This window comes from Pseudomonas sp. TSRC2-2, from assembly GCF_049897785.1.
Taxonomy (GTDB): Bacteria; Pseudomonadota; Gammaproteobacteria; order Pseudomonadales; family Pseudomonadaceae; genus Aquipseudomonas.
This window is the reverse complement of the sequence record NZ_JAFCWZ010000002.1, coordinates 185,100-202,665: the sequence shown is the minus strand read 5'-3', so window position 1 is coordinate 202,665 and position 17,566 is coordinate 185,100. Positions and strand designations below refer to the sequence as shown.

The 17,566-nt window shown below is 61.0% G+C and carries 16 protein-coding genes; 7 read left to right on the top strand and 9 right to left on the bottom strand.

What is annotated here, in order from left to right; all coding sequences use genetic code 11:
• Positions 1 to 295: 295 nt before the first annotated feature.
• Complete coding sequence (locus ACP7D9_RS03960; protein ID WP_101158593.1) at positions 296 to 691, bottom strand: YbaN family protein; 396 nt, start codon at positions 689 to 691, stop codon at positions 296 to 298.
• A 10-nt stretch (positions 692 to 701) separates the two neighbouring features.
• Positions 702 to 1,289 (bottom strand): YecA family protein, encoded by a 588-nt coding sequence (locus tag ACP7D9_RS03955; protein WP_101158594.1) that lies wholly within the window; start codon positions 1,287 to 1,289, stop codon positions 702 to 704.
• 405 nt (positions 1,290 to 1,694) lie between these two features.
• Here ACP7D9_RS03955 and recQ point away from each other — a divergent pair, with 405 nt between their 5' ends.
• The 3 genes from recQ (at position 1,695) to ACP7D9_RS03940 (ending at position 6,321) form a co-directional block, all read left to right on the top strand.
• Positions 1,695 to 3,824, top strand: coding sequence for a DNA helicase RecQ (gene recQ / locus ACP7D9_RS03950; protein WP_101158595.1), 2,130 nt, complete (start codon positions 1,695 to 1,697; stop codon positions 3,822 to 3,824).
• 132 nt (positions 3,825 to 3,956) lie between these two features.
• Positions 3,957 to 4,391, top strand: coding sequence for a MarR family transcriptional regulator (locus ACP7D9_RS03945; protein WP_016771142.1), 435 nt, complete (start codon positions 3,957 to 3,959; stop codon positions 4,389 to 4,391).
• A 127-nt stretch (positions 4,392 to 4,518) separates the two neighbouring features.
• Positions 4,519 to 6,321: a FimV/HubP family polar landmark protein gene (locus ACP7D9_RS03940; RefSeq protein WP_426155775.1), complete on the top strand. Its 1,803-nt coding sequence runs from the start codon at positions 4,519 to 4,521 to the stop codon at positions 6,319 to 6,321.
• Positions 6,322 to 6,424: 103 nt separating this feature from the next.
• Here the strand turns inward: ACP7D9_RS03940 and ACP7D9_RS03935 are convergent, their stop codons facing one another.
• Entirely contained in the window at positions 6,425 to 8,614 is a 2,190-nt protein-coding gene (locus ACP7D9_RS03935; protein ID WP_426155773.1) for a patatin-like phospholipase family protein, read from the bottom strand.
• A gap of 71 nt (positions 8,615 to 8,685) precedes the next feature.
• On the opposite strand from ACP7D9_RS03935, the gene ACP7D9_RS03930 reads away from it, so the two are divergent.
• Positions 8,686 to 8,973 carry a SelT/SelW/SelH family protein gene (locus ACP7D9_RS03930; RefSeq protein WP_312996602.1) on the top strand — a complete coding sequence of 96 codons (288 nt, stop codon included), beginning with the start codon at positions 8,686 to 8,688 and terminating at the stop codon, positions 8,971 to 8,973.
• On the opposite strand, the gene ACP7D9_RS03925 is transcribed toward ACP7D9_RS03930, so the two are convergent.
• Positions 8,967 to 9,860, bottom strand: coding sequence for a DMT family transporter (locus ACP7D9_RS03925; protein WP_426155771.1), 894 nt, complete (start codon positions 9,858 to 9,860; stop codon positions 8,967 to 8,969). The genes ACP7D9_RS03930 and ACP7D9_RS03925 overlap by 7 nt on opposite strands.
• A 73-nt stretch (positions 9,861 to 9,933) precedes the next feature.
• Entirely contained in the window at positions 9,934 to 10,698 is a 765-nt protein-coding gene (locus ACP7D9_RS03920; protein WP_426155769.1) for a helix-turn-helix domain-containing protein, read from the bottom strand.
• Positions 10,699 to 10,833: 135 nt separating this feature from the next.
• On the opposite strand from ACP7D9_RS03920, the gene ACP7D9_RS03915 reads away from it, so the two are divergent.
• Positions 10,834 to 11,649, top strand: a complete 816-nt coding sequence (locus ACP7D9_RS03915) for a UDP-2,3-diacylglucosamine diphosphatase (protein ID WP_426155767.1) — start codon at positions 10,834 to 10,836, stop codon at positions 11,647 to 11,649.
• Positions 11,650 to 11,773: 124 nt separating this feature from the next.
• Here the strand turns inward: ACP7D9_RS03915 and ACP7D9_RS03910 are convergent, their stop codons facing one another.
• Positions 11,774 to 12,364 carry an HD domain-containing protein gene (locus ACP7D9_RS03910; protein WP_312996614.1) on the bottom strand — a complete coding sequence of 197 codons (591 nt, stop codon included), beginning with the start codon at positions 12,362 to 12,364 and terminating at the stop codon, positions 11,774 to 11,776.
• Between the two features lie 14 nt (positions 12,365 to 12,378).
• Positions 12,379 to 12,690 carry a DUF962 domain-containing protein gene (locus ACP7D9_RS03905; RefSeq protein WP_101158602.1) on the bottom strand — a complete coding sequence of 104 codons (312 nt, stop codon included), beginning with the start codon at positions 12,688 to 12,690 and terminating at the stop codon, positions 12,379 to 12,381.
• 165 nt (positions 12,691 to 12,855) lie between these two features.
• On the opposite strand from ACP7D9_RS03905, the gene ACP7D9_RS03900 reads away from it, so the two are divergent.
• Positions 12,856 to 13,917, top strand: coding sequence for an AraC family transcriptional regulator (locus ACP7D9_RS03900; RefSeq protein ID WP_426155766.1), 1,062 nt, complete (start codon positions 12,856 to 12,858; stop codon positions 13,915 to 13,917).
• Here the strand turns inward: ACP7D9_RS03900 and ACP7D9_RS03895 are convergent.
• On the bottom strand, positions 13,874 to 15,328 hold the full coding sequence (locus tag ACP7D9_RS03895) for a TrkH family potassium uptake protein (RefSeq protein ID WP_101158604.1): 1,455 nt from the start codon (positions 15,326 to 15,328) through the stop codon (positions 13,874 to 13,876). The two genes, ACP7D9_RS03900 and ACP7D9_RS03895, sit on opposite strands and share 44 nt — an antisense overlap.
• Positions 15,329 to 15,449: 121 nt before the next feature.
• Between ACP7D9_RS03895 and ACP7D9_RS03890 the strand changes: the two genes are divergently transcribed.
• The gene (locus ACP7D9_RS03890) at positions 15,450 to 16,016 is read left to right on the top strand and encodes a nitroreductase family protein (RefSeq protein ID WP_101158605.1); all 567 of its coding nucleotides are present in this window, start codon (positions 15,450 to 15,452) and stop codon (positions 16,014 to 16,016) included.
• A 111-nt stretch (positions 16,017 to 16,127) separates the two neighbouring features.
• On the opposite strand, the gene ACP7D9_RS03885 is transcribed toward ACP7D9_RS03890, so the two are convergent.
• Positions 16,128 to 17,468, bottom strand: coding sequence for an ATP-binding protein (locus tag ACP7D9_RS03885; protein WP_426155763.1), 1,341 nt, complete (start codon positions 17,466 to 17,468; stop codon positions 16,128 to 16,130).
• Positions 17,469 to 17,566 lie beyond the last annotated feature (98 nt).

Sequence of the window (17,566 nt, the reverse complement as noted above, 5' to 3'; positions counted from 1 at the left end):
CTGAGGTCTGAAACAGCAAACCCGCCGCCCCGGTTGGAGGGACGGCGGGTTTTTTCTGTGTGTAGGCATGTATTGCCTGTCAGTCAGCCTTCGCGGGCAAGCCCGCTCCCACGGAGATGAGCGGCGGCCACAAATCTTTTGTCACACCACAGAACCTGTGGGAGCGGGCTTGCCCGCGAAGAGGCCGGAATTGACACCGCAGGACTCAGCTGACTGTCATCCCGATTGCGGCAACTCCAGATTATCCAGCACCCGATTCACCGCCAGTTCGCCAAGCATGAGCAACTGCGATTTATCAGGATTTACGCAATGTCTTCTGCCGCAAAATATAAACCGTTACCAACACCGCACTGGTCAGCATGAACCCTCGCGCCCACATCAACGGCACCAGATAACACGAGAACAGAATGCTCACCCACATCAGCCCGATCGCGTAGACCTTGCCTTTGAGCGGAATGCCGTTGCCTTCGAGGTAGTCGCGAATCCATGGCCCCAGTCGTGGATGCTCGACCAGCCAGCGATAGAAGCGCGGAGAGCTGCGCGCAAAGCAAGCTGCAGCAAGCAGAAGGAAAGGAGTGGTGGGCAGGACCGGCAGGAAGATGCCGATCACCCCCAATGCCACGCTGAGCCAGCCGATGGCCAGCAGGACGTAGCGCAACATCAGGGGGCGGTTGCCTATGGGATTGTCCATAGGCCGGATCTTAGTGGTGGCGTGGCTTGAGGATCGCCGGTTTTTCGTCGGGCGCCTGGCACAGCAGGTACAGCGCGGTCAGGGCTTCCGGGATCTGTACGATCATGTCGTCCATCAGATTGGCGTCCTTGGCGATATCCTCGAACTCAGGCTGCTCGTCGAACAGACCGGAACCGACCATGATCGGCAGGAGCATTTCGCTGACTTCTTCTTCGGCGGTTTCGAACCAGGCGGCTTCGCGCAGGAACACACCTTCCATGAAACCGATGCACCAACCGCGCAGTTCGGAATCGTCCGGCTCTTCGCCCAGATCCAGTTCGCAAGGCAGTTCGAATTCTTCATCCGAGGCCAGTTGACGAGCGATATGCGCTTTGAGGCCGATCAGTGTGGCTTCGATTTCGGCACGCTGGGCTTCGTCGGCGTAATGCGGCTCTTCGGCGAACAGCGCGTCGATCCACTCGCGCTCCGGGACGTCTTCGGAGCAGATCGACAGCGCGGTCAGGTAACCGTGGGCGGCGACGTAATCCAGCGCCTCGTCGTGCAGCTCGTCGGCGTCGAGGAAGACTTGCAGGCGGGTCAGTTGCTCAGCGAAGGACATTACGGGGCTACCTTGGGGAATAAACAATGCGGGAATTCTAGGCCTTCTTGCGCGCTCTAGCCAGCCGCTTGGCAGATTTGCCCAATTACCGGACTTACTGGAAAGGGTGAATAACCCTGTGGGAGCGGGCTTGCTCGCGAAGACGGTGTGTCAGGCACTTTTGCATCGACTGACCCGCCGCTTGCGCGAGCAAGCCCGCTCTCACCGGGTTTTGTGCGTGGCAGGTTTATCAGTGTCTTCTCAGCGGCACCCTCTGCGGCAAAGGCCTCGGGTATACTGCCGCGTTTTGCGATCCCTGCTGGCGCTGCGCTGGTCATGCAACGTGTTCTTACGTTTTGTTTAAGCAGCCGAGGCTGCTCTGAACCAGCCTGAGCAGGGATGTATCGGTAGATTTTTGGAGTTTTTATGCTCGAACAGGCTCAACGCGTCCTCAAGGACATCTTCGGCTACGACAGTTTCCGTGGCCGTCAGGGTGCGATCATTGAGCGCGTGGCCAGCGGCGGTGATGCGCTGGTGCTGATGCCTACCGGTGGCGGCAAGTCCTTGTGCTTTCAGGTGCCGGCGCTGCTGCGCGACGGTCTGGCGGTGGTGGTTTCGCCGTTGATCGCTCTGATGGACGATCAGGTCGCCACCCTTGAAGAACTGGGCGTGGCCGCTGCCGCGTTGAACTCCACGCTGAGCGCTGAGCAGCAGCGTGATCTCGCTGTGCGGATCAAGCGCGGCGAAGTGAAAATGCTCTATCTGGCCCCCGAGCGTCTGGTCCAGCCGCGCATGCTGGCGTTCCTGCAAAGCCTGGAAATCGCTTTGTTCGCCATCGACGAAGCGCATTGCGTGTCGCAATGGGGCCACGACTTCCGCCGCGAATACCTGCAACTGGGCCAATTGGCGGAACTGTTCCCCAACGTTCCGCGCATTGCCCTGACTGCGACCGCCGACAAGCGCACCCGCGAAGAAATCGTCGATCGCCTGCACCTGCAGAATGCCGAGCGCTTCCTGTCGAGCTTCGACCGCCCGAATATTTTCTACCGCATCGTCCCGAAAGAGCAGCCGCGCAAGCAATTGCTGGCGTTCCTCGCCGAGCGGCGCAGCGACGCCGGCATTGTTTATTGCCTGTCGCGCAAGAAGGTCGAAGAAGTTGCGGCATTCCTCAGCGAGCAGGGCTTCCCTGCGCTGCCGTATCACGCCGGTCTGCCGAATGATCTGCGCGCCTACCATCAGAAGCGCTTCCTTAACGAGGAAGGCCTGATCATGGTCGCCACGGTGGCGTTCGGCATGGGCATCGACAAGCCCAACGTGCGCTTTGTCGCGCACCTCGATCTGCCGAAATCCCTCGAGGCGTATTACCAGGAAACCGGACGCGGCGGCCGTGACGGTCTGCCGGCGGACGCGTGGATGGCCTACGGTCTGCAAGACGTGGTGATGCTCAAACAGATGCTGCAGAACTCCGAAGGCGACGAACGGCACAAGCGTCTGGAGCAGCACAAACTCGACGCCATGCTCTCGCTGTGCGAAGAAACCCGCTGCCGCCGGCAGGCATTGCTGGCCTATTTCGACGAAGACATGCCCGAGCCGTGCGGGCATTGCGACAACTGTGTCGACGGCGTGCAGACTTGGGATGCCACCGAGCCGGCGCGCCAGGCCTTGTCGGCGATTTTCCGCACCGGCCAGCGTTACGGTGTCGGCCATCTGGTCGATGTGCTACTGGGCAAGGACAACGAAAAGGTACGCAGCTTTGGCCACCAGCACCTGTCGGTGTTTGGCGTGGGCAAGGCGTTGAGCGAGAGCGAGTGGCGCTCGCTGTTCCGCCAGTTGGTGGCGCGTGGGTTGGCCGATGTCGATCACGAGGGTTATGGCGGTCTGCGCTTGAATGACAGTTGCCGGCCGCTGCTCAAAGGCGAAGTGAAACTGGAACTGCGCCGCGACCTGAAACCACAAGTCACCGCCAAAACCGGCAGCAAGAGCCAGGCCAGCCAACTGGTGCGCGGCGAGGAACGCGAACAGTGGGAAGCCTTGCGCGCGTTGCGGCGCAAGCTCGCCGAAGAACACGGCGTGCCGCCATACGTCATCTTCCCCGACTCGACCCTGTTGGAAATGCTCCGCAGCCAGCCAACCTCGCTGGCGGAAATGGCCACGGTCAGCGGCGTCGGCGCGCGCAAGCTGGAACGCTACGGCGAAGCTTTCCTCGAAGTGCTCGGCGGCGAGGCCGAAGCGCCGAAAGTGGTGGCCGACGTCCGTCACGAACTGATCACCCTCGCGCGCGCGGGCATGACGCCGCTGCAGATCGCCGGGCAACTGCAGTGTTCGGAAAAGAACGTCTACGCGATGCTCGCTGAAGCCATCGGCAAGCAGCAATTGTCGCTTGAGCAGGCGTTGGACTTGCCTGAGGAACTGATGGGCGAAGTACAGGACGCGTTTCTCGATGGCGAGGGTGAGTTGCCGTCCGTCGCCGAAGTGGCCGAGTTGTTCGCCGGGCGCGTGCCGGAAGGCGTGCTTTATTGTGTGCGGGCGGCGTTGCAGTCTGAATTCGAGATGTGAAGCGACGTTTGCGCCAAGCCCCGTTCAGTTGTAACGATTCAGTACAGAGCCACCCTTGCCTATAACTGCCGCCCATGCTTAGCTGACTAATAATTAGATTTTCCGTATTTTCAGTCTAACCGTGAGTGTTTTATGCCGTTAACCGATCAACATCGCTTTGGTATGCAACTGGCCCAGATGTCCCGTGGCTGGCGTGCCGAACTGGATCGTCGTCTCGCCGGGCTGGGCCTGTCGCAGGCGCGCTGGCTGGTACTGTTGCATCTGGCGCGCTTTGAAGAGGCGCCGACCCAACGCGAACTGGCGCAAAGTGTCGGCGTCGAAGGCCCGACTCTGGCGCGCTTGCTCGATAGTCTGGAAAACCAGGGACTGGTGCAACGCCAGTCAGTGATGGAAGACCGTCGGGCGAAAAAAATCGTGCTCTGCGCACCCGCTCTACCTCTGATCGAACAAATCGAAACGATTGCCACGCAACTGCGCCACGAATTATTCGAAGGCGTCGACGAGGCGGATTTGAAGGTGTGCATGCGCGTGCACGGGCACATTCTGGCCAATCTGGAAAAATCCTGAGGCACATCCCAACGCCGATTTTTTGAGAGATCGCTCTGAGCCGACTATAAGAACTACTGGGCAATATCGTGTTCGTACCGGATGTGCGAACGCATAGAAACCGGTTTTGCTTATTTAAGGGATGCTCATGCTCGCAAGTCGGCAAGTGCTGTGCGGGGGCGCCAAATGGCTGCTCGCTGCCGGTCTATTCAGCTATTCGACCTGGTCGATGGTGTTGGGGTTGGGCGAAATCACTGTTCATTCGGCCCTGAATCAACCGTTCAAGGCCGACATCGCGCTGGTCGATGTCGGCACGTTGACGCAAAACGATCTCTCGGCCAGCCTGGCCTCGGCAGATGAATTCGGCCGGGCCGGCGTCGAGCGGGTGTTCTTTCTCAACGACCTCAAGTTCACCCCGATCCTGCATGGCAATCGCCAGATGATCCGGGTGACCTCGAACAAGCCGGTCAACGAACCCTTCCTCAACTTCCTCGTGCAGCTCGATCAGCCCAACGGCCGCCTGCTGCGCGAGTACACGGTGCTGATCGACCCGCCGGGTTCGCCGGGCATCGTGCCCGCCACCGACGAGCCGGATCCGCGCCCGCAATCCTCCGAATTCCCAACCGTCGAACCGGTTACCGCACCGCCCCAGGCTGCCCAAGGCAAACGCACTGCCGCGCCCGTACCGCCAACGCCAGCGGCACCTGCCAACGATGCGCAGGCCGAGCAACTGGCTGCCAGCGTGTTGCTGACCCAGCAGCTGCAAAAGACCCTCGACGAACAGAACCTCAGACTGCAAGAGCAGCAATTGCAAATAGCCGACGGCAAGAAGCAGATCGAAGATTTGCAAACCCGTCTGGCCGAAGTGCAGAGAGCTCCGCCACCGGCCGCGGTCGCAGCTGTTCCGGCGGCCGTTTCGGCCCCCGTCGAGGCGACAGACGACGGTTTGAACTGGCCACTGCTCGGCGGGCTGATCGTGCTGCTGGGTGCGCTGGCGGCATTGTTTCTACGCCGCCGTCAGCAACGTTCGACAGCCGATGGCACGCCGCTGCCGCTATTGCCGGTGAGCGCCGAAGATGACGTCGATGAGCCAGAACTTCAACAATCTGTCGGTTCGCACGCGGCCACTGATCATCGCGACGAACCCGGTGCCGGCGATGTGCTGGAAGCCGTGGGCATTTATCTGGCCTATGGCCGGCTCAACGAAGCGGCCGGGCTGCTGCGCGATGCCTTGTACAAGGAGCCTGAGCGCACCGATCTTGGTTTGCAGTTGCTGGAAGTTCTTGGGCGCCAAGGTGACAGCGCCGCCTATGAACAGCAGGAGGAACACCTGCGGGCACTCGGCGTTGATGACCGCACACTGGTTGAGGCGCGTGCTCGCCATCCAAAACTGGCAGGCGCCGCACCGGCGGCATTCGCAGCATCGCCGATCGCAGCCGAATTGCCGTTGGCCACAGCGGCGACCGTTTCGGTGCCCCTCGCATCGACGCTCGGCGCCCCCGAGGATGATTTCGAATTGAATCTGAGTGAGCTGTCGATGGATTCAAACTGGGATCTCAACGACAGCCGCACCGATTCCGCCGCACCACCGATTGATGATCCGGAGTTGGGCACAAGCCTGTCCGTGCTGCCGGTCGACTTCGAACTTCCACAAGCTGGATCTGGGGAAGAAGCCGAACTTGAATGGATCCCCGAACCCGACGCCCAGCCGCTCGACGATGACTTCCTCAATGCGTTCGGCGATCCCGAGCCGTCGCCGGCACTGAAGCCTCTGGATCTGCAATTACCCGAGTCCAGCGAGACCGAGGCTGCTGGCAAGCTCGAACAGGCCCAAACCTGCATCGACGACGGCGACATCGACAGTGCGATCGCGCTGCTCAACGAATTGCTCAAGGAAGGGGATGAGCCGTTGCGGCAAACAGCGAGGACGTTGTTGGCGGGGATTCGTTGACTGCCGACGGATTACAGGTTTCTCCAGGACCGCTTTCGCGAGCAGGCTCGCTCCCACCATGAAATGAGCTGTCCTTGTGGCAGCGAGCCTGTTCGCCAGGACGTCAGAACGTCTGCCCCAGATTCAGATAAACCGCCTGCTCATCGGCATCATTCAATCCATAAGTGAAATTCAACGGTCCCAGCGGCGTGTCGAAGCCGATAAACACGCTCGCGGCGTTGATGTAGCCGCTGTCAAATGCGTTGTCGTTATTCCACGCCCGACCGCGTTCCAGCGAGGCGCCGGCGTACAGCGGGAAATCCAGCGGCAGATACGAGCGCGGCGTCAGGCGGCGGTAGTACACGGCGCGCATCAAGCTGACGTTCTGCCCGGACAACGCGTCCTCACGGAACCCCGACAACTGCCGCGCGCCGCCAAGCAGGAAGCTTGAAGTCACCACATTGGCATCGTCCAGCGTGCGGCCGTAGCGCCCGCCGAGTATCAGCGTATCCGGGCCGTGGCTCATGGCCTTGTCGAAATTCAACTCCCACTGGCGATAGCGGGTGTCCGAGCTCAGTCCCGGTTCGAACTGGGTGAAGGTCAGGCTCACCTCTTTGCCCGTATGTGGAAAGTAGACGTTGTCCAGCGAATCGTACGAATACTTCACGGTGTAGAAGCCTTCGTTGAAGCTCTCGCTCGGCAAATCCTGATCGCCGATGCGCACGTCAGCCTCGCCCCAGGCCTGGCCGACGCCAAGCCGCACTTCGCCGTTGTTGCCGATCTGCCGGCCAAGGTTGAGGCCAAAACCGTAGCGCTCGACGCGATACTGGGCGATCGGATCGTTATCCAGCACCGAGTCGACGTTCTGCGCCTCGAACGACGCATACGGCGCGACGAAATAGCGCGAGCCGACATCCAGCGGCTGATAGAACTCGCTGTACAGCTCCTGCTTGTCGCCGATTTGCGCCCGGGTCAGCCATTCCGCACCGAGTCGGTTGATGCCGTTGACGCGATAGCTGGCGCCGAGATTGAAAGCACTGTCGCCGCGCATGTCGTCCGACAGGTTGAGGCCAACCCGCAAGTAATCGGTGCCGCTGCGCTTGCCGCTGGCACTGATGACCAGGGTGTGATCCTGGCCTTTGTGCACCACGCGGTAACGCACCTGATCGAAGTAATCGAGGCCGTACAACGTGCCCATGTCCGAATGCAGGCGGCCCAGATCCAGCGGCGCGCCGATCGGCTGGCGGATGTAATAGCGAATCACGGCATCGTCGACTTTCGAGTCGTTTTCGACGCGGATGGCCGTGATGATCGGCGTGCGCTGTCCCGGTTGGCGGGCGGCGTTGAGTTCGGCGTCCTGGGTTTCAGTTGGCTTCAGTTGTGCCAGCCGCGCATCGAGGATTCGGGTGGCGCGGTAACCGGCATCGATCATCTCCTGAGCCTTGCCGAAATCGGTCACGCCGAACGCGGCCAGCGCGGGTTGGATCAATACGTCATCGGCATGCAGAGCTGCCAGTTGCTCTTCGGAGTTGCGCCGGGTCATCAGGGTAATCGACTGATTGAGCACATCCACCACCGTGGTCAACTGCTTGCGGTTGCGCAGCGGCGTGCCGATGTCGACGACGATGGCGATGTCGACACCCATTTCCCGTGCGACGTCCAGCGGGATGTTGTCGGTCATGCCGCCGTCGACCAGCAGGCGGCCGTCGAGCTCGACCGGGGCGAACACAGCGGGGATCGACATGCTCGCGCGAATCACCTGGGGCAGGTGGCCTTTGCGAAACACCACTTTTTCGCCATTGGCGATGTCGGTGGTCACGGCGCGAAAGGGGATCGGCAGTTTGTCGAAGTCGCGGGTGTCGCTGGTGTGGGCCAGCAGGCTTTCCAGCAACAGCGCGAGGTTCTGACCCTGGATAACCCCCAACGGCAGGCCGAGGCTGCCGTCGTCGCGAAAGCTGAGTTTCTGCTTCACCAGAAAGTCGCGATCGTCCTGCTTGCGCCGGAACGGCACATCTTCGCGCGGCGGTGCGTCGGACAGCGCTGCTTGCCAGTCGATGCTCAGCGCGAGTTTCTCCAGTTCATCGACCTTGTAGCCCGAGGCGTACAGGCCGCCGACCACCGCGCCCATGCTGGTCCCGGCAATCGCGTCGATCGTGATGCCTTGTTCTTCCAGTGCTTTGAGCACGCCGATGTGCGCCAGCCCGCGCGCGGCACCGCCGGACAACACCAGACCGACTTTCGGTCGTGGCGCTTCACTGGCATGAAGCAGCAGGGGAAGGAAACCAAGCAGCAGGCAGAACAGCAAACGGCGCATTGTGAGTCTCTGGGCAAGCGGTAAAGCCGGCTATTATAGCGGCGCCCTCTGTCTCAGGAGTTTCAGCGATCATGACCGTCGCCAAAGCCGAAGTTGTCATCACCTATTGCACCCAATGCCAGTGGCTGCTGCGCGCGGCGTGGCTGGCCCAGGAACTGCTCAGCACCTTCGCTGACGAGCTGGGCAAAGTATCACTGGTGCCGGGCAGCGGCGGGGTGTTTCACATTACCTGTGGCGGCGTGCAGATCTGGGAACGCAAGGCCGACGGTGGCTTCCCCGAAGCCAAGGTTTTGAAGCAGCGGGTACGTGATCAGATCGATCCTGACCGCGACCTCGGTCACAACGACCGCGCTCAGTGAGAGGCGGCCTCGGCGGCGACGGTTTTTTTGTCGCTGGCGCCTGACATCCGCGCCGACACCACGATCGCCACGATGATCAGCGCGCCACCGATGAGCATGCGCAGGGTCGGGGTTTCACTGAACAGCAGCCAGGCGAGGGTGATGCCGTAAACCGGCTCCATGGCGAATACCACCGCCGCCGTGCGCGCCTTGATCACTGCCAGACTGGCGACGAACAGGCTGTGCGCCACGCCTGTGCAAAACACCCCGAGCAGGGCGATCCACAACCAGTCCAGCGCGCGCACCGCACTCAACTGCGGCGCTGCAACCGGCAACAGACACAACGCCACGACAACGTTCTGGCACAACGCCGCCTGCACCGCCGGGATGCGTCCGGAACTGGCGCGGTTGGTCAGCGACAGCAGGGAAAACAGCAGGCCGGACAACACTGCCCAAAGCAAGCCGACTGTCGCGCCGCTGCCCAGATCGAACGCCGGAGTTACCAGCACCAGACCGATGGTTACCAACACGACCAGGACGATTTCATTGGCACGGATGCGTTCGCGGAAAATCAGCCCTTCGAGTATCACCGTAAACGCCGGGAAGCTGGCAAAGCCCAACGTGGCGATGGCCACTCCGGCGATCTTCACCGATACGAAAAAACTCACCCAATGTCCGGCCAGCAACACCCCGCTCAGCGCCAGGCGTCGCCAGTCGACTGCTTGCAGTTTTTGCCAACCGCTCTGGCTGGCGAATCGAGCGAAGAAGGCCAGGGCAAGCACGGCGAAAGCGGCGCGCCCGAACACAATGACCGCCGGCGACGCGGCAGCGAGTTTGCCGAACACACCGGTCAGGCCGAACATCAAAGCGCCGATATGCAGGGCGCCGAGGGCGGTACGCGGAGTCATTGCAATCCTTTTATCTCAAACACAATCTCAACTGCATATTGAACCGGGGGATGGCCAGGAGTCTGTCGCGAGGCTAGCGATTTTTGTCGCAGGAGTCGCGCCGCAACTGGCGCGGCGAGGCGCCGAACTCACGCAGCATCGCCGCAGAAAAAGCGCTTTGCGATGAATAACCGACACGGCTGGCGATTTCACCGATCGGCAGCGACGTGTCGCGCAACAGTTGCACGGCCAGAAGCAGGCGCCGACTGCGGATATAGTCCATCGGCGTCTGCCCGCACTCAGCCATGAAGCGTGCGTGCAGTCGCGCACTCGACAACCCGGCGACCCGCGCCAGGTCGGCGACTTGCAGCGGATACGCAGCGTTTCGCTCGATGTGCGCGTCCAGCACGACATAGGGCAGACGGCGAGCAGCGACTTCGGCAGGCCGCGCGTGGTTGAGGCTGGCCAGCAGCAGCACCGCGCCTTGCTGTGCGATCACCGGGTCGCTGACCGGGCTGTTGGCCAACCAACTGATTAATTGGCTCTGCTGCGCATTCAGCGATAACCGCCCCGCCTGATCGAACAGTCGGCGACTGGCGTCGGCGTGATCGCCCAGAGCGTTCGTCAGCCACTGGTCGTCCGGGATATCCAGCACCAGACACTGGCTGCCCTCGGGACTGCCGCACGCATGGTGGGCACCGGACGGGATGACTACGAAACTGCGTTGACGGACCTGACTGCCGCGCCCCTCGACCTCGAAATCCAGCGCACCGGAGAGCCCGAACACCAATTGCGGGTGGTTGTGGCTGTGGGCGATCAGGTCGTGATTGTACTGTCGCAGGGTAAGGATCGGTCGCATGGCAGGTTGTCTCCGAAGTGGTCGCCAGTCTACACCGGTGCGCACAGGCTGCACTGTCACACGACTGACGCGCGCCTGTCATGGTCGATTAACCGGGCGCGCGCAAGCTGGCGAAAACATCGCAGAGGGTTGCCCATGACCAGCGCCGAGCTCGCCCGCCCCAGTCGCAAACAACGGGTGCGAACCCTGTGGATCTCCGATGTGCACCTTGGCACGCGGGATTGTCAGGCCGAGCATTTGTCGCAGTTTCTCAAGGGCTACCACGCCGACAAGGTCTATCTGGTCGGTGACATCATCGACGGCTGGAAACTGCGCAGCGGCATGTACTGGCCGCAAGCCCACACCAACGTCATCCGCCGATTGCTGACCATGAGCAAGCGCGGCACCGAGGTAATCTACGTCACCGGCAACCATGACGAATTCCTGCGGCGCTATTCCAATCTGATTCTGGGCAATATCCAGTTGGTCGACGAAGCGGTGCATGTCACCGCCGATGGCCGGCATTTGCTGGTGATTCACGGCGATCAGTTCGATGTGATCACTCGCTATCACCGTTGGCTGGCGTTTCTCGGCGACTCGGCCTACGAATTCACCCTGACGCTCAACCGCTGGCTCAATCACTGGCGCGCCCGTTATGGCTACGGTTACTGGTCGCTGTCGGCCTATCTGAAACACAAGGTGAAGACCGCCGTCAGTTTCATCAGCGACTTCGAAGAAGCCATTGCCCACGAATGTGTGAAGCGCGAATTGCACGGCGTGGTCTGCGGGCATATTCACCATGCCGAGATTCGCAAGGTCGGCGAGGTGGACTATCTCAATTGCGGCGATTGGGTCGAGTCGTGCACGGCGTTGATCGAGCATTGGGACGGCACGATCGAGTTGTATCGGCTGGCGGATGCGCAGGCGCGGGAGGCGGAGTTGAAAGCGGCCAACGTTGCCGAGATCGCCTGAACCACGCAGATCCAAATGTGGGAGCGGGCTTGCTCGCGAATGCGCGGTGTCAGCCAGAAAATCTCTCACTGGCACATCGCGTTCGCGAGCAAGCCCGCTCCCACTTTAAGAAGTGTGTGTGTTTTCAGGCTGGGCTGTGTTCTTGCATCGCAGCCTTGTAAATCGAGCTCTTCGGCTGCGCAAACAGCCTTTCCATCATCGGCTCGAAGAAACTCAGCGGTAACGTGTCATACGCTGGATCAAACGCCGCCGCATCGTATTTGGCGCAGAACTCGGCAGTCGCCTGAAACTGCGGATGTTCCTTGAATTGCTCGCGCAAATGCCGATCCATGCCCAAGTGATGAAAGAAGTAATAGCCCTGAAAGATGCCGTGCTTCTCCACCATCCACAGATTTTCCGCACTTACGAACGGCTTGAGAATCGCTGCAGCAATGTCCGGGTGATTGTACGAGCCCAGGGTGTCACCAATGTCATGCAGCAGCGCGCAGACGACGTATTCCTCGTCACGGTCGTCGCGAAAGGCCCGTGTCGCGGTTTGCAGCGAGTGGGTCAGGCGATCGACCGGGAAACCGCCGAAATCGCCTTCAAGCAGTTTCAGGTGCGTGACAATTCGCGACGGCAGCTGTCTGGCATAGGCACTGAAGTCAGCGGCGATGATCGCCCAGTCTTCCTCGGTGCCGTCCTTCATGTGGGTGAAACGAGCCTGGACATTCATGGGCAGATCCTCATTCAGAACGCCACGCGACCGAGAATCATGTCGCGGTACATGACGAAATCGCCGAGCAGGCTGTACAGCGGATGCTGAAAGGTCGCAGGGCGGTTCTTCTCGAAAAAGAAATGACCGATCCAGGCGAAGCTGTAACCGGCCAGAGGCAAAGCCAGCAACAGCAGCCAGGCGCCCTTGGCGATGCTCAGGGCGAGAATGAAGATGACCAGGGAAGTGCCGATGAAATGCAGACGGCGGCAGGTGCTGTTGTTGTGTTCGGCGAGGTAATACGGATAGAACTCGGCGAAGCTGTTGAACTGCTTGAAATTTTCCACGACCGCGCTCTCTGTGGTGATTGTTCTGGCGTCAAGTTGTTCGGCGGGCAGCTTATTTGAGTCTAGAGTGATCAGGGGTGTGGGCCAGTGACAATCGGCGCCACTTTAGTATCCTTCGCAAATAGGGCGGTTACCTGCAGCCCGTCATGTAAAAGAATAACAACCATGAGCGAACGAACGACTTCTGCAAGCTGGGCGATGGGGATTGTCAAAGCACTGGAGATGGACGGCCTGGATTGCCGGGTTCTGTTCAAGCAACTGGGGCTGGATTTCAGCGCCCTCGAAGATCCGGATGCGCGCTTCCCGCAAGACTCCATGACCCGGCTCTGGCAACGCGCGGTAGAGGTCTCCGGCAACCCGGCGATCGGCCTGAACATGGGCAAAGTGGTGCGACCGGCCTCGTTCCATGTCGCCGGCTACGCACTGATGTCGAGCAATACGCTGGCTGAAGGCTTCCAGCGCCTGGTGCGCTATCAACGCATCATTGCCGAAAGCGCCGACTTGAGTTTTCGCCTGCTCGACGAAGGTTACGCGCTGATTCTCACCGTGCACGGCGATCACTTGCCGCCCACCCGGCAGAGCGCCGAGGCGTCACTGGCCTGCGCTTTGGCGCTGTGCGGCTGGTTGACCGGGCGCCCACTGCATCCGGTCAAAGTGCTGATCCAGGGCGATCAGCCAACCTATCTGCAACCCTATAAAGAAGCCTTCCACGCCCCGCTGGTATTCAATGCCCCTTACGATGCGTTGATCTTCGAACGTGCCGATATGGAAGCACCATTGCCCACCGCCAACGAAGCCATGGCGTTGCTGCATGACCGCTTCGCCGGCGAATATCTGGCGCGGTTTTCCGAAACTCGCGTGACGCACCGGGCACGTCAGGTGCTGTGTCGTTTGCTGCCTCAGGGCGAGCCCAAGCGCGACACTGTCGCGCAGACCCTGCACCTGTCGCAGCGCACATTGCAGCGCCGGTTGCAGGAGGAGGGCACCAGTTTCCAGCAGTTGCTCGATGACACCCGGCGTGAACTGGCCGAGCAATATCTGGCGCAACCGAGCATGACCTTGCTGGAAATCGCTTACCTGTTGGGATTCGCCGACCCGAGCAACTTCTTTCGCGCCTTCCGCCGCTGGTTCGACGCCACGCCCGGCGAATACCGCACGCGCCTTTTACAGGTGCCGGACGCGGTCAATGACGCCAGAACGCCGGAATACACAGCACAAACACCGTAATGATCTCCAACCGGCCGAGCAGCATGCCGAACGACAGGATCCACTTGGCGGCATCCGGCAGGGTGGCGAAGTTGCCGGCCGGGCCGATGGTTTCACCCAGGCCCGGGCCGACGCCGGAGACCGTGCTGGCGGCGCCGGTCAGCGCGGTCATCCAATCCACGCCCAACAATGACAGCAGCAGGGCGATCACACAGATGGTGATGGCGAAGAAGAACGAAAAGGTCAGAATCGAGCGCACGATCTCTTCGTCGAGACGATGGCCGTTGTACTTCTGCTTGATCACCGCGCGCGGGTGGATCAACTGATTGAGGTTGGCCTTGAGCAGAATATAGGCGACCTGGAAACGAAAGATCTTGATCCCGCCCGACGTCGAGCCGGAGCAACCGCCGACAAAGCCCAGATAGAAAAACAGCATCAGCGAGAAGTTGCCCCACAGGCTGTAATCGCCGAGGGCAAAACCGGTGGTGGTGACTATCGACGTCACGTTCAGCGCCACGTGCCGCAGTGCTTCGAGCCAGTGCAGCTTGGTGGTCCACCAATACCAGGTGCCCAGCACCAGCCAGGTCACCAGTAACATCGCCAGCAACCCCTGCACTTGCTGATCGCGGATCAGAGCTTTGCGATTGCCGCGCAACGTCGCCACGTACAGGGTGAACGGCAGGCTGCCGAGAATCATCACCACGACCGCCACCCAGTGCACCGCCGGCTGCGACCATTTCGCCAGCGACTGGTCGGAAGTCGAAAAACCGCCGGTGGAAATCGCCGACATTGCGTGGTTGATTGCATCGAACAGGCTCATTCCCGCCCACCAGAACGCCAGGCTGCCAAGGATGGTGATGCCGACGTAAGCCGCCACGATCAGCCGCGCCACCATATGCGAGCGCGGCATGACCTTTTCCGAGCGGTCCGAGGATTCGGTCTGGAACAGCCGCATGCCACCGATACGCAGCAGCGGCAGAATCGCCACCGCCATGCCGATGAAGCCGATGCCGCCGATCCAGTGCAGCATCGAGCGCCACATCAGGATGCCCGGCGACATGTTGTCCAGGCCGTTGAGTACGGTAGAGCCAGTGGCGGTGATGCCCGACATGCTTTCGAAAAACGAGTCGGTGTAGCTGATGTGCTGGGTCAGCAGAAACGGCAGCGCGGCGAAAATGCACACCACCAGCCAACTGCTCACCGTCAGCAGATACATGTCACGCGGGCGTAAATGAATGTGTTCGGGACGTCCAGGGATCACCAGCGCCAGGCCTGCAACGAAGGTGATCATGCTCGCCCAAAGGAACGAAGGAAGATCGCTGGTGCGCTCGAAGATCACCAGCGTGGCCATCGGCACGACCATGGCCACCGCCAGGGTGATCAAAAAGATGCCGATGATGAAACCAATGATCCGTAAGGTCGGCAACGCCATGAAATCCGCTCGGGCTGATGGGGGAAGGGCGCCATTCTACCCGTGGGGCAGGGCATGTAAACCGGCAGGCGCTGCGCAGTTAAAGCTAGAATAGCCGCACATTTTTCAAAGGAGGTGGCCGATGCAGGCTCTCGACGCGTTGCTCAACCGTGTTTCCGTTCCCCGCCTGGTCGAACCGGCCCCCACTGCCGAGCAGCGTGAGGCGCTGTTTGGCGCGGCCTTGCGTGCTCCGGATCATGGGCATCTGCAGCCGTACCGCTTTTTGACCGTCGAAGGCGCGGCGCGTGAGCAAATGGGCGAGCTGCTCGCCGAGGCGGCTCGCCTGCAGGGCGGCGAAGTCACCGAAGCGATGATCGACAAGGCCCGCAACGGCCCACTGCGCGCTCCGCTGGTGGTTGTGGTGATCGCCAGGTTGCAGGAACACGTGAAATATCCGAAGGCTGAACAGTTGCTCACGGCGGGCTGCGCGGCACACGGGATTTTGCTCGCGGCGTACGCGCAGGGGATTGGCGCGGTGTGGCGCACCGGGGATCTGGCGTATTCCAGGCATGTGGCCGAAGGCTTGGGGCTGGCGGAAGGCGAAGAGGTGATCGCGTTTCTCTATCTCGGCACGCCGCAGAAAGAGCCGCGAGTGGCGGAGAAGGTTGATCTGAACGAGTTCGTCAGCGTCTGGCCCGGTAAAGCCTGACCTCACAGAATCACGTGTGGGAGCGGGCTTGCTCGCGAAAGCGCTGGCATGGTCAACATCTTGTTTGACCAGTACGACGCTTTCGCGAGCAAGCCCGCTCCTACATTTGCATCATGGTTGTACCGTCACACCGGGTAAGAGCGGCAATTCCAGACTCGCCACAAACCCACCTTGCGCATGATTGGCCAACACCAGACTGCCGCCATGCCGTTCTGCCGCCCGTTTGGCAATCGCCAGCCCCAAGCCATGCCCCGCTGCCGTCTGCCCCGGCGCCCGGTAAAAAGGTTCGCCCAACTGGCTTAGATGCTCCGCCTGCACCCCCGGCCCATGGTCGCGCACGCTGATAATAATCCGCTCTCCCTGCCGCGCAGCCTGCAGTTCGATCGGTTGCTCCGGCGGATTGAAGCGCTGGGCATTGCGCAGCAGATTATCCACGGCGCGTTCGATCATCGTCGGCCAGCCTTTGAGATTCAGCTGCGGCTCGGCTTGCAGGCGTACGGTCTGCTCGGGCGAGCTGAGTTGCGCATCCTTTTGCAGTGTGGCGAGCAACGCATTCAGGTCCACTTCTTCAGCGCTGGCGTTGTCGGCATCGACTCGCGCCAGCACCAGAATTTCACTGATCAAGGCCTCCAGCCGGTCGCATTCGCGGGTCAGGCGTGGCCACAGTTTTTCCCGTTCTTGCGGGTTGGCGCGCTCGGCCAAAGCCAGCGCGATGCGCAGGCGCGCCAGTGGTGAGCGCAGTTCATGGGAAACATCGCGCAGCAGCTGCCGCTGACTGCCGATCAGGCTTTGCAGGCGCGCGCCCATGCGGTTGAAATCCGTAGCGAGCACGCCGAATTCGTCACGGCGGTTGGCCAGTTTCGCCAGGCTGTTCTGCTGATAAGTGGTCTGCCCCAGATCATGCACCGCTCCGCGCAAACGGCTGAGCGGGCGGGTGATCGAGAAAGTCACCAGCAGACTGAACAAGGTCAGCACTACCAGCGCAATGCCCAGCGCACTCAGCGGCCAGAGCAGGCTTTCGCGGTGCCAGGCGTCGAGTTCCGGGTGCGGGATGCGATAGATGAACAGATAGGTGTCGCCGGTCTTTTCACTGGTGATCTCGTCAGTCAGGCGCCGCCACGGCAAGCGGCGGTCGTCGTTGTGCTGTCGCGCTTCAAACGCTGCGGCGCGACGCGGGAAAGTGCCGCGCACCACCGGGTCGCCGGTTTCATTGAGCACCTGAACGTCGATGTGATACTGGCGTTTACGTTGTTCGAGAATGTCCTGCGCGGCCTCTTCGCCCTGGGCTTCGTAGGTTTGCGTCCATTCATTGGCCAGCGTATTGAGGCCGGGATGACGGCTGAGGATCCACGCGTCCTGATTGAGCATGTGCCCGAGCAGAATTGACAGGCCGGCTACCAGAGCGATGGCCAGCCAGAAGCTCGCAAGAATCCGCCAGAACAGTGAACGCACAGAAACTCCTCGAAAATCACACTGTTCAAATGTGGGAGCAAGCCTGCTCGCGAAGGCGTAGTGTCAGTCAGTCCATCGCTGGCTGATACACCGCCTTC

What these genes read in the sequence shown, in the direction of transcription:
- ACP7D9_RS03935 (WP_426155773.1), bottom strand. Translation starts at nt 8,614, where the DNA reads ATGCGCCGTTTGCTGTTCTGCCTGCTGCTTGGTTTCCTTCCCCTGCTG.
- ACP7D9_RS03960 (WP_101158593.1), bottom strand. Translation starts at nt 691, where the DNA reads ATGGACAATCCCATAGGCAACCGCCCCCTGATGTTGCGCTACGTCCTG.
- ACP7D9_RS03955 (WP_101158594.1), bottom strand. Translation starts at nt 1,289, where the DNA reads ATGTCCTTCGCTGAGCAACTGACCCGCCTGCAAGTCTTCCTCGACGCC.
- ACP7D9_RS03910 (WP_312996614.1), bottom strand. Translation starts at nt 12,364, where the DNA reads ATGAATGTCCAGGCTCGTTTCACCCACATGAAGGACGGCACCGAGGAA.
- ACP7D9_RS03940 (WP_426155775.1), top strand. Translation starts at nt 4,519, where the DNA reads ATGCTCGCAAGTCGGCAAGTGCTGTGCGGGGGCGCCAAATGGCTGCTC.
- ACP7D9_RS03895 (WP_101158604.1), bottom strand. Translation starts at nt 15,328, where the DNA reads ATGGCGTTGCCGACCTTACGGATCATTGGTTTCATCATCGGCATCTTT.
- ACP7D9_RS03930 (WP_312996602.1), top strand. Translation starts at nt 8,686, where the DNA reads ATGACCGTCGCCAAAGCCGAAGTTGTCATCACCTATTGCACCCAATGC.
- ACP7D9_RS03900 (WP_426155766.1), top strand. Translation starts at nt 12,856, where the DNA reads ATGAGCGAACGAACGACTTCTGCAAGCTGGGCGATGGGGATTGTCAAA.
- ACP7D9_RS03945 (WP_016771142.1), top strand. Translation starts at nt 3,957, where the DNA reads ATGCCGTTAACCGATCAACATCGCTTTGGTATGCAACTGGCCCAGATG.
- ACP7D9_RS03920 (WP_426155769.1), bottom strand. Translation starts at nt 10,698, where the DNA reads ATGCGACCGATCCTTACCCTGCGACAGTACAATCACGACCTGATCGCC.
- ACP7D9_RS03915 (WP_426155767.1), top strand. Translation starts at nt 10,834, where the DNA reads ATGACCAGCGCCGAGCTCGCCCGCCCCAGTCGCAAACAACGGGTGCGA.
- ACP7D9_RS03925 (WP_426155771.1), bottom strand. Translation starts at nt 9,860, where the DNA reads ATGACTCCGCGTACCGCCCTCGGCGCCCTGCATATCGGCGCTTTGATG.
- recQ (WP_101158595.1), top strand. Translation starts at nt 1,695, where the DNA reads ATGCTCGAACAGGCTCAACGCGTCCTCAAGGACATCTTCGGCTACGAC.
- ACP7D9_RS03890 (WP_101158605.1), top strand. Translation starts at nt 15,450, where the DNA reads ATGCAGGCTCTCGACGCGTTGCTCAACCGTGTTTCCGTTCCCCGCCTG.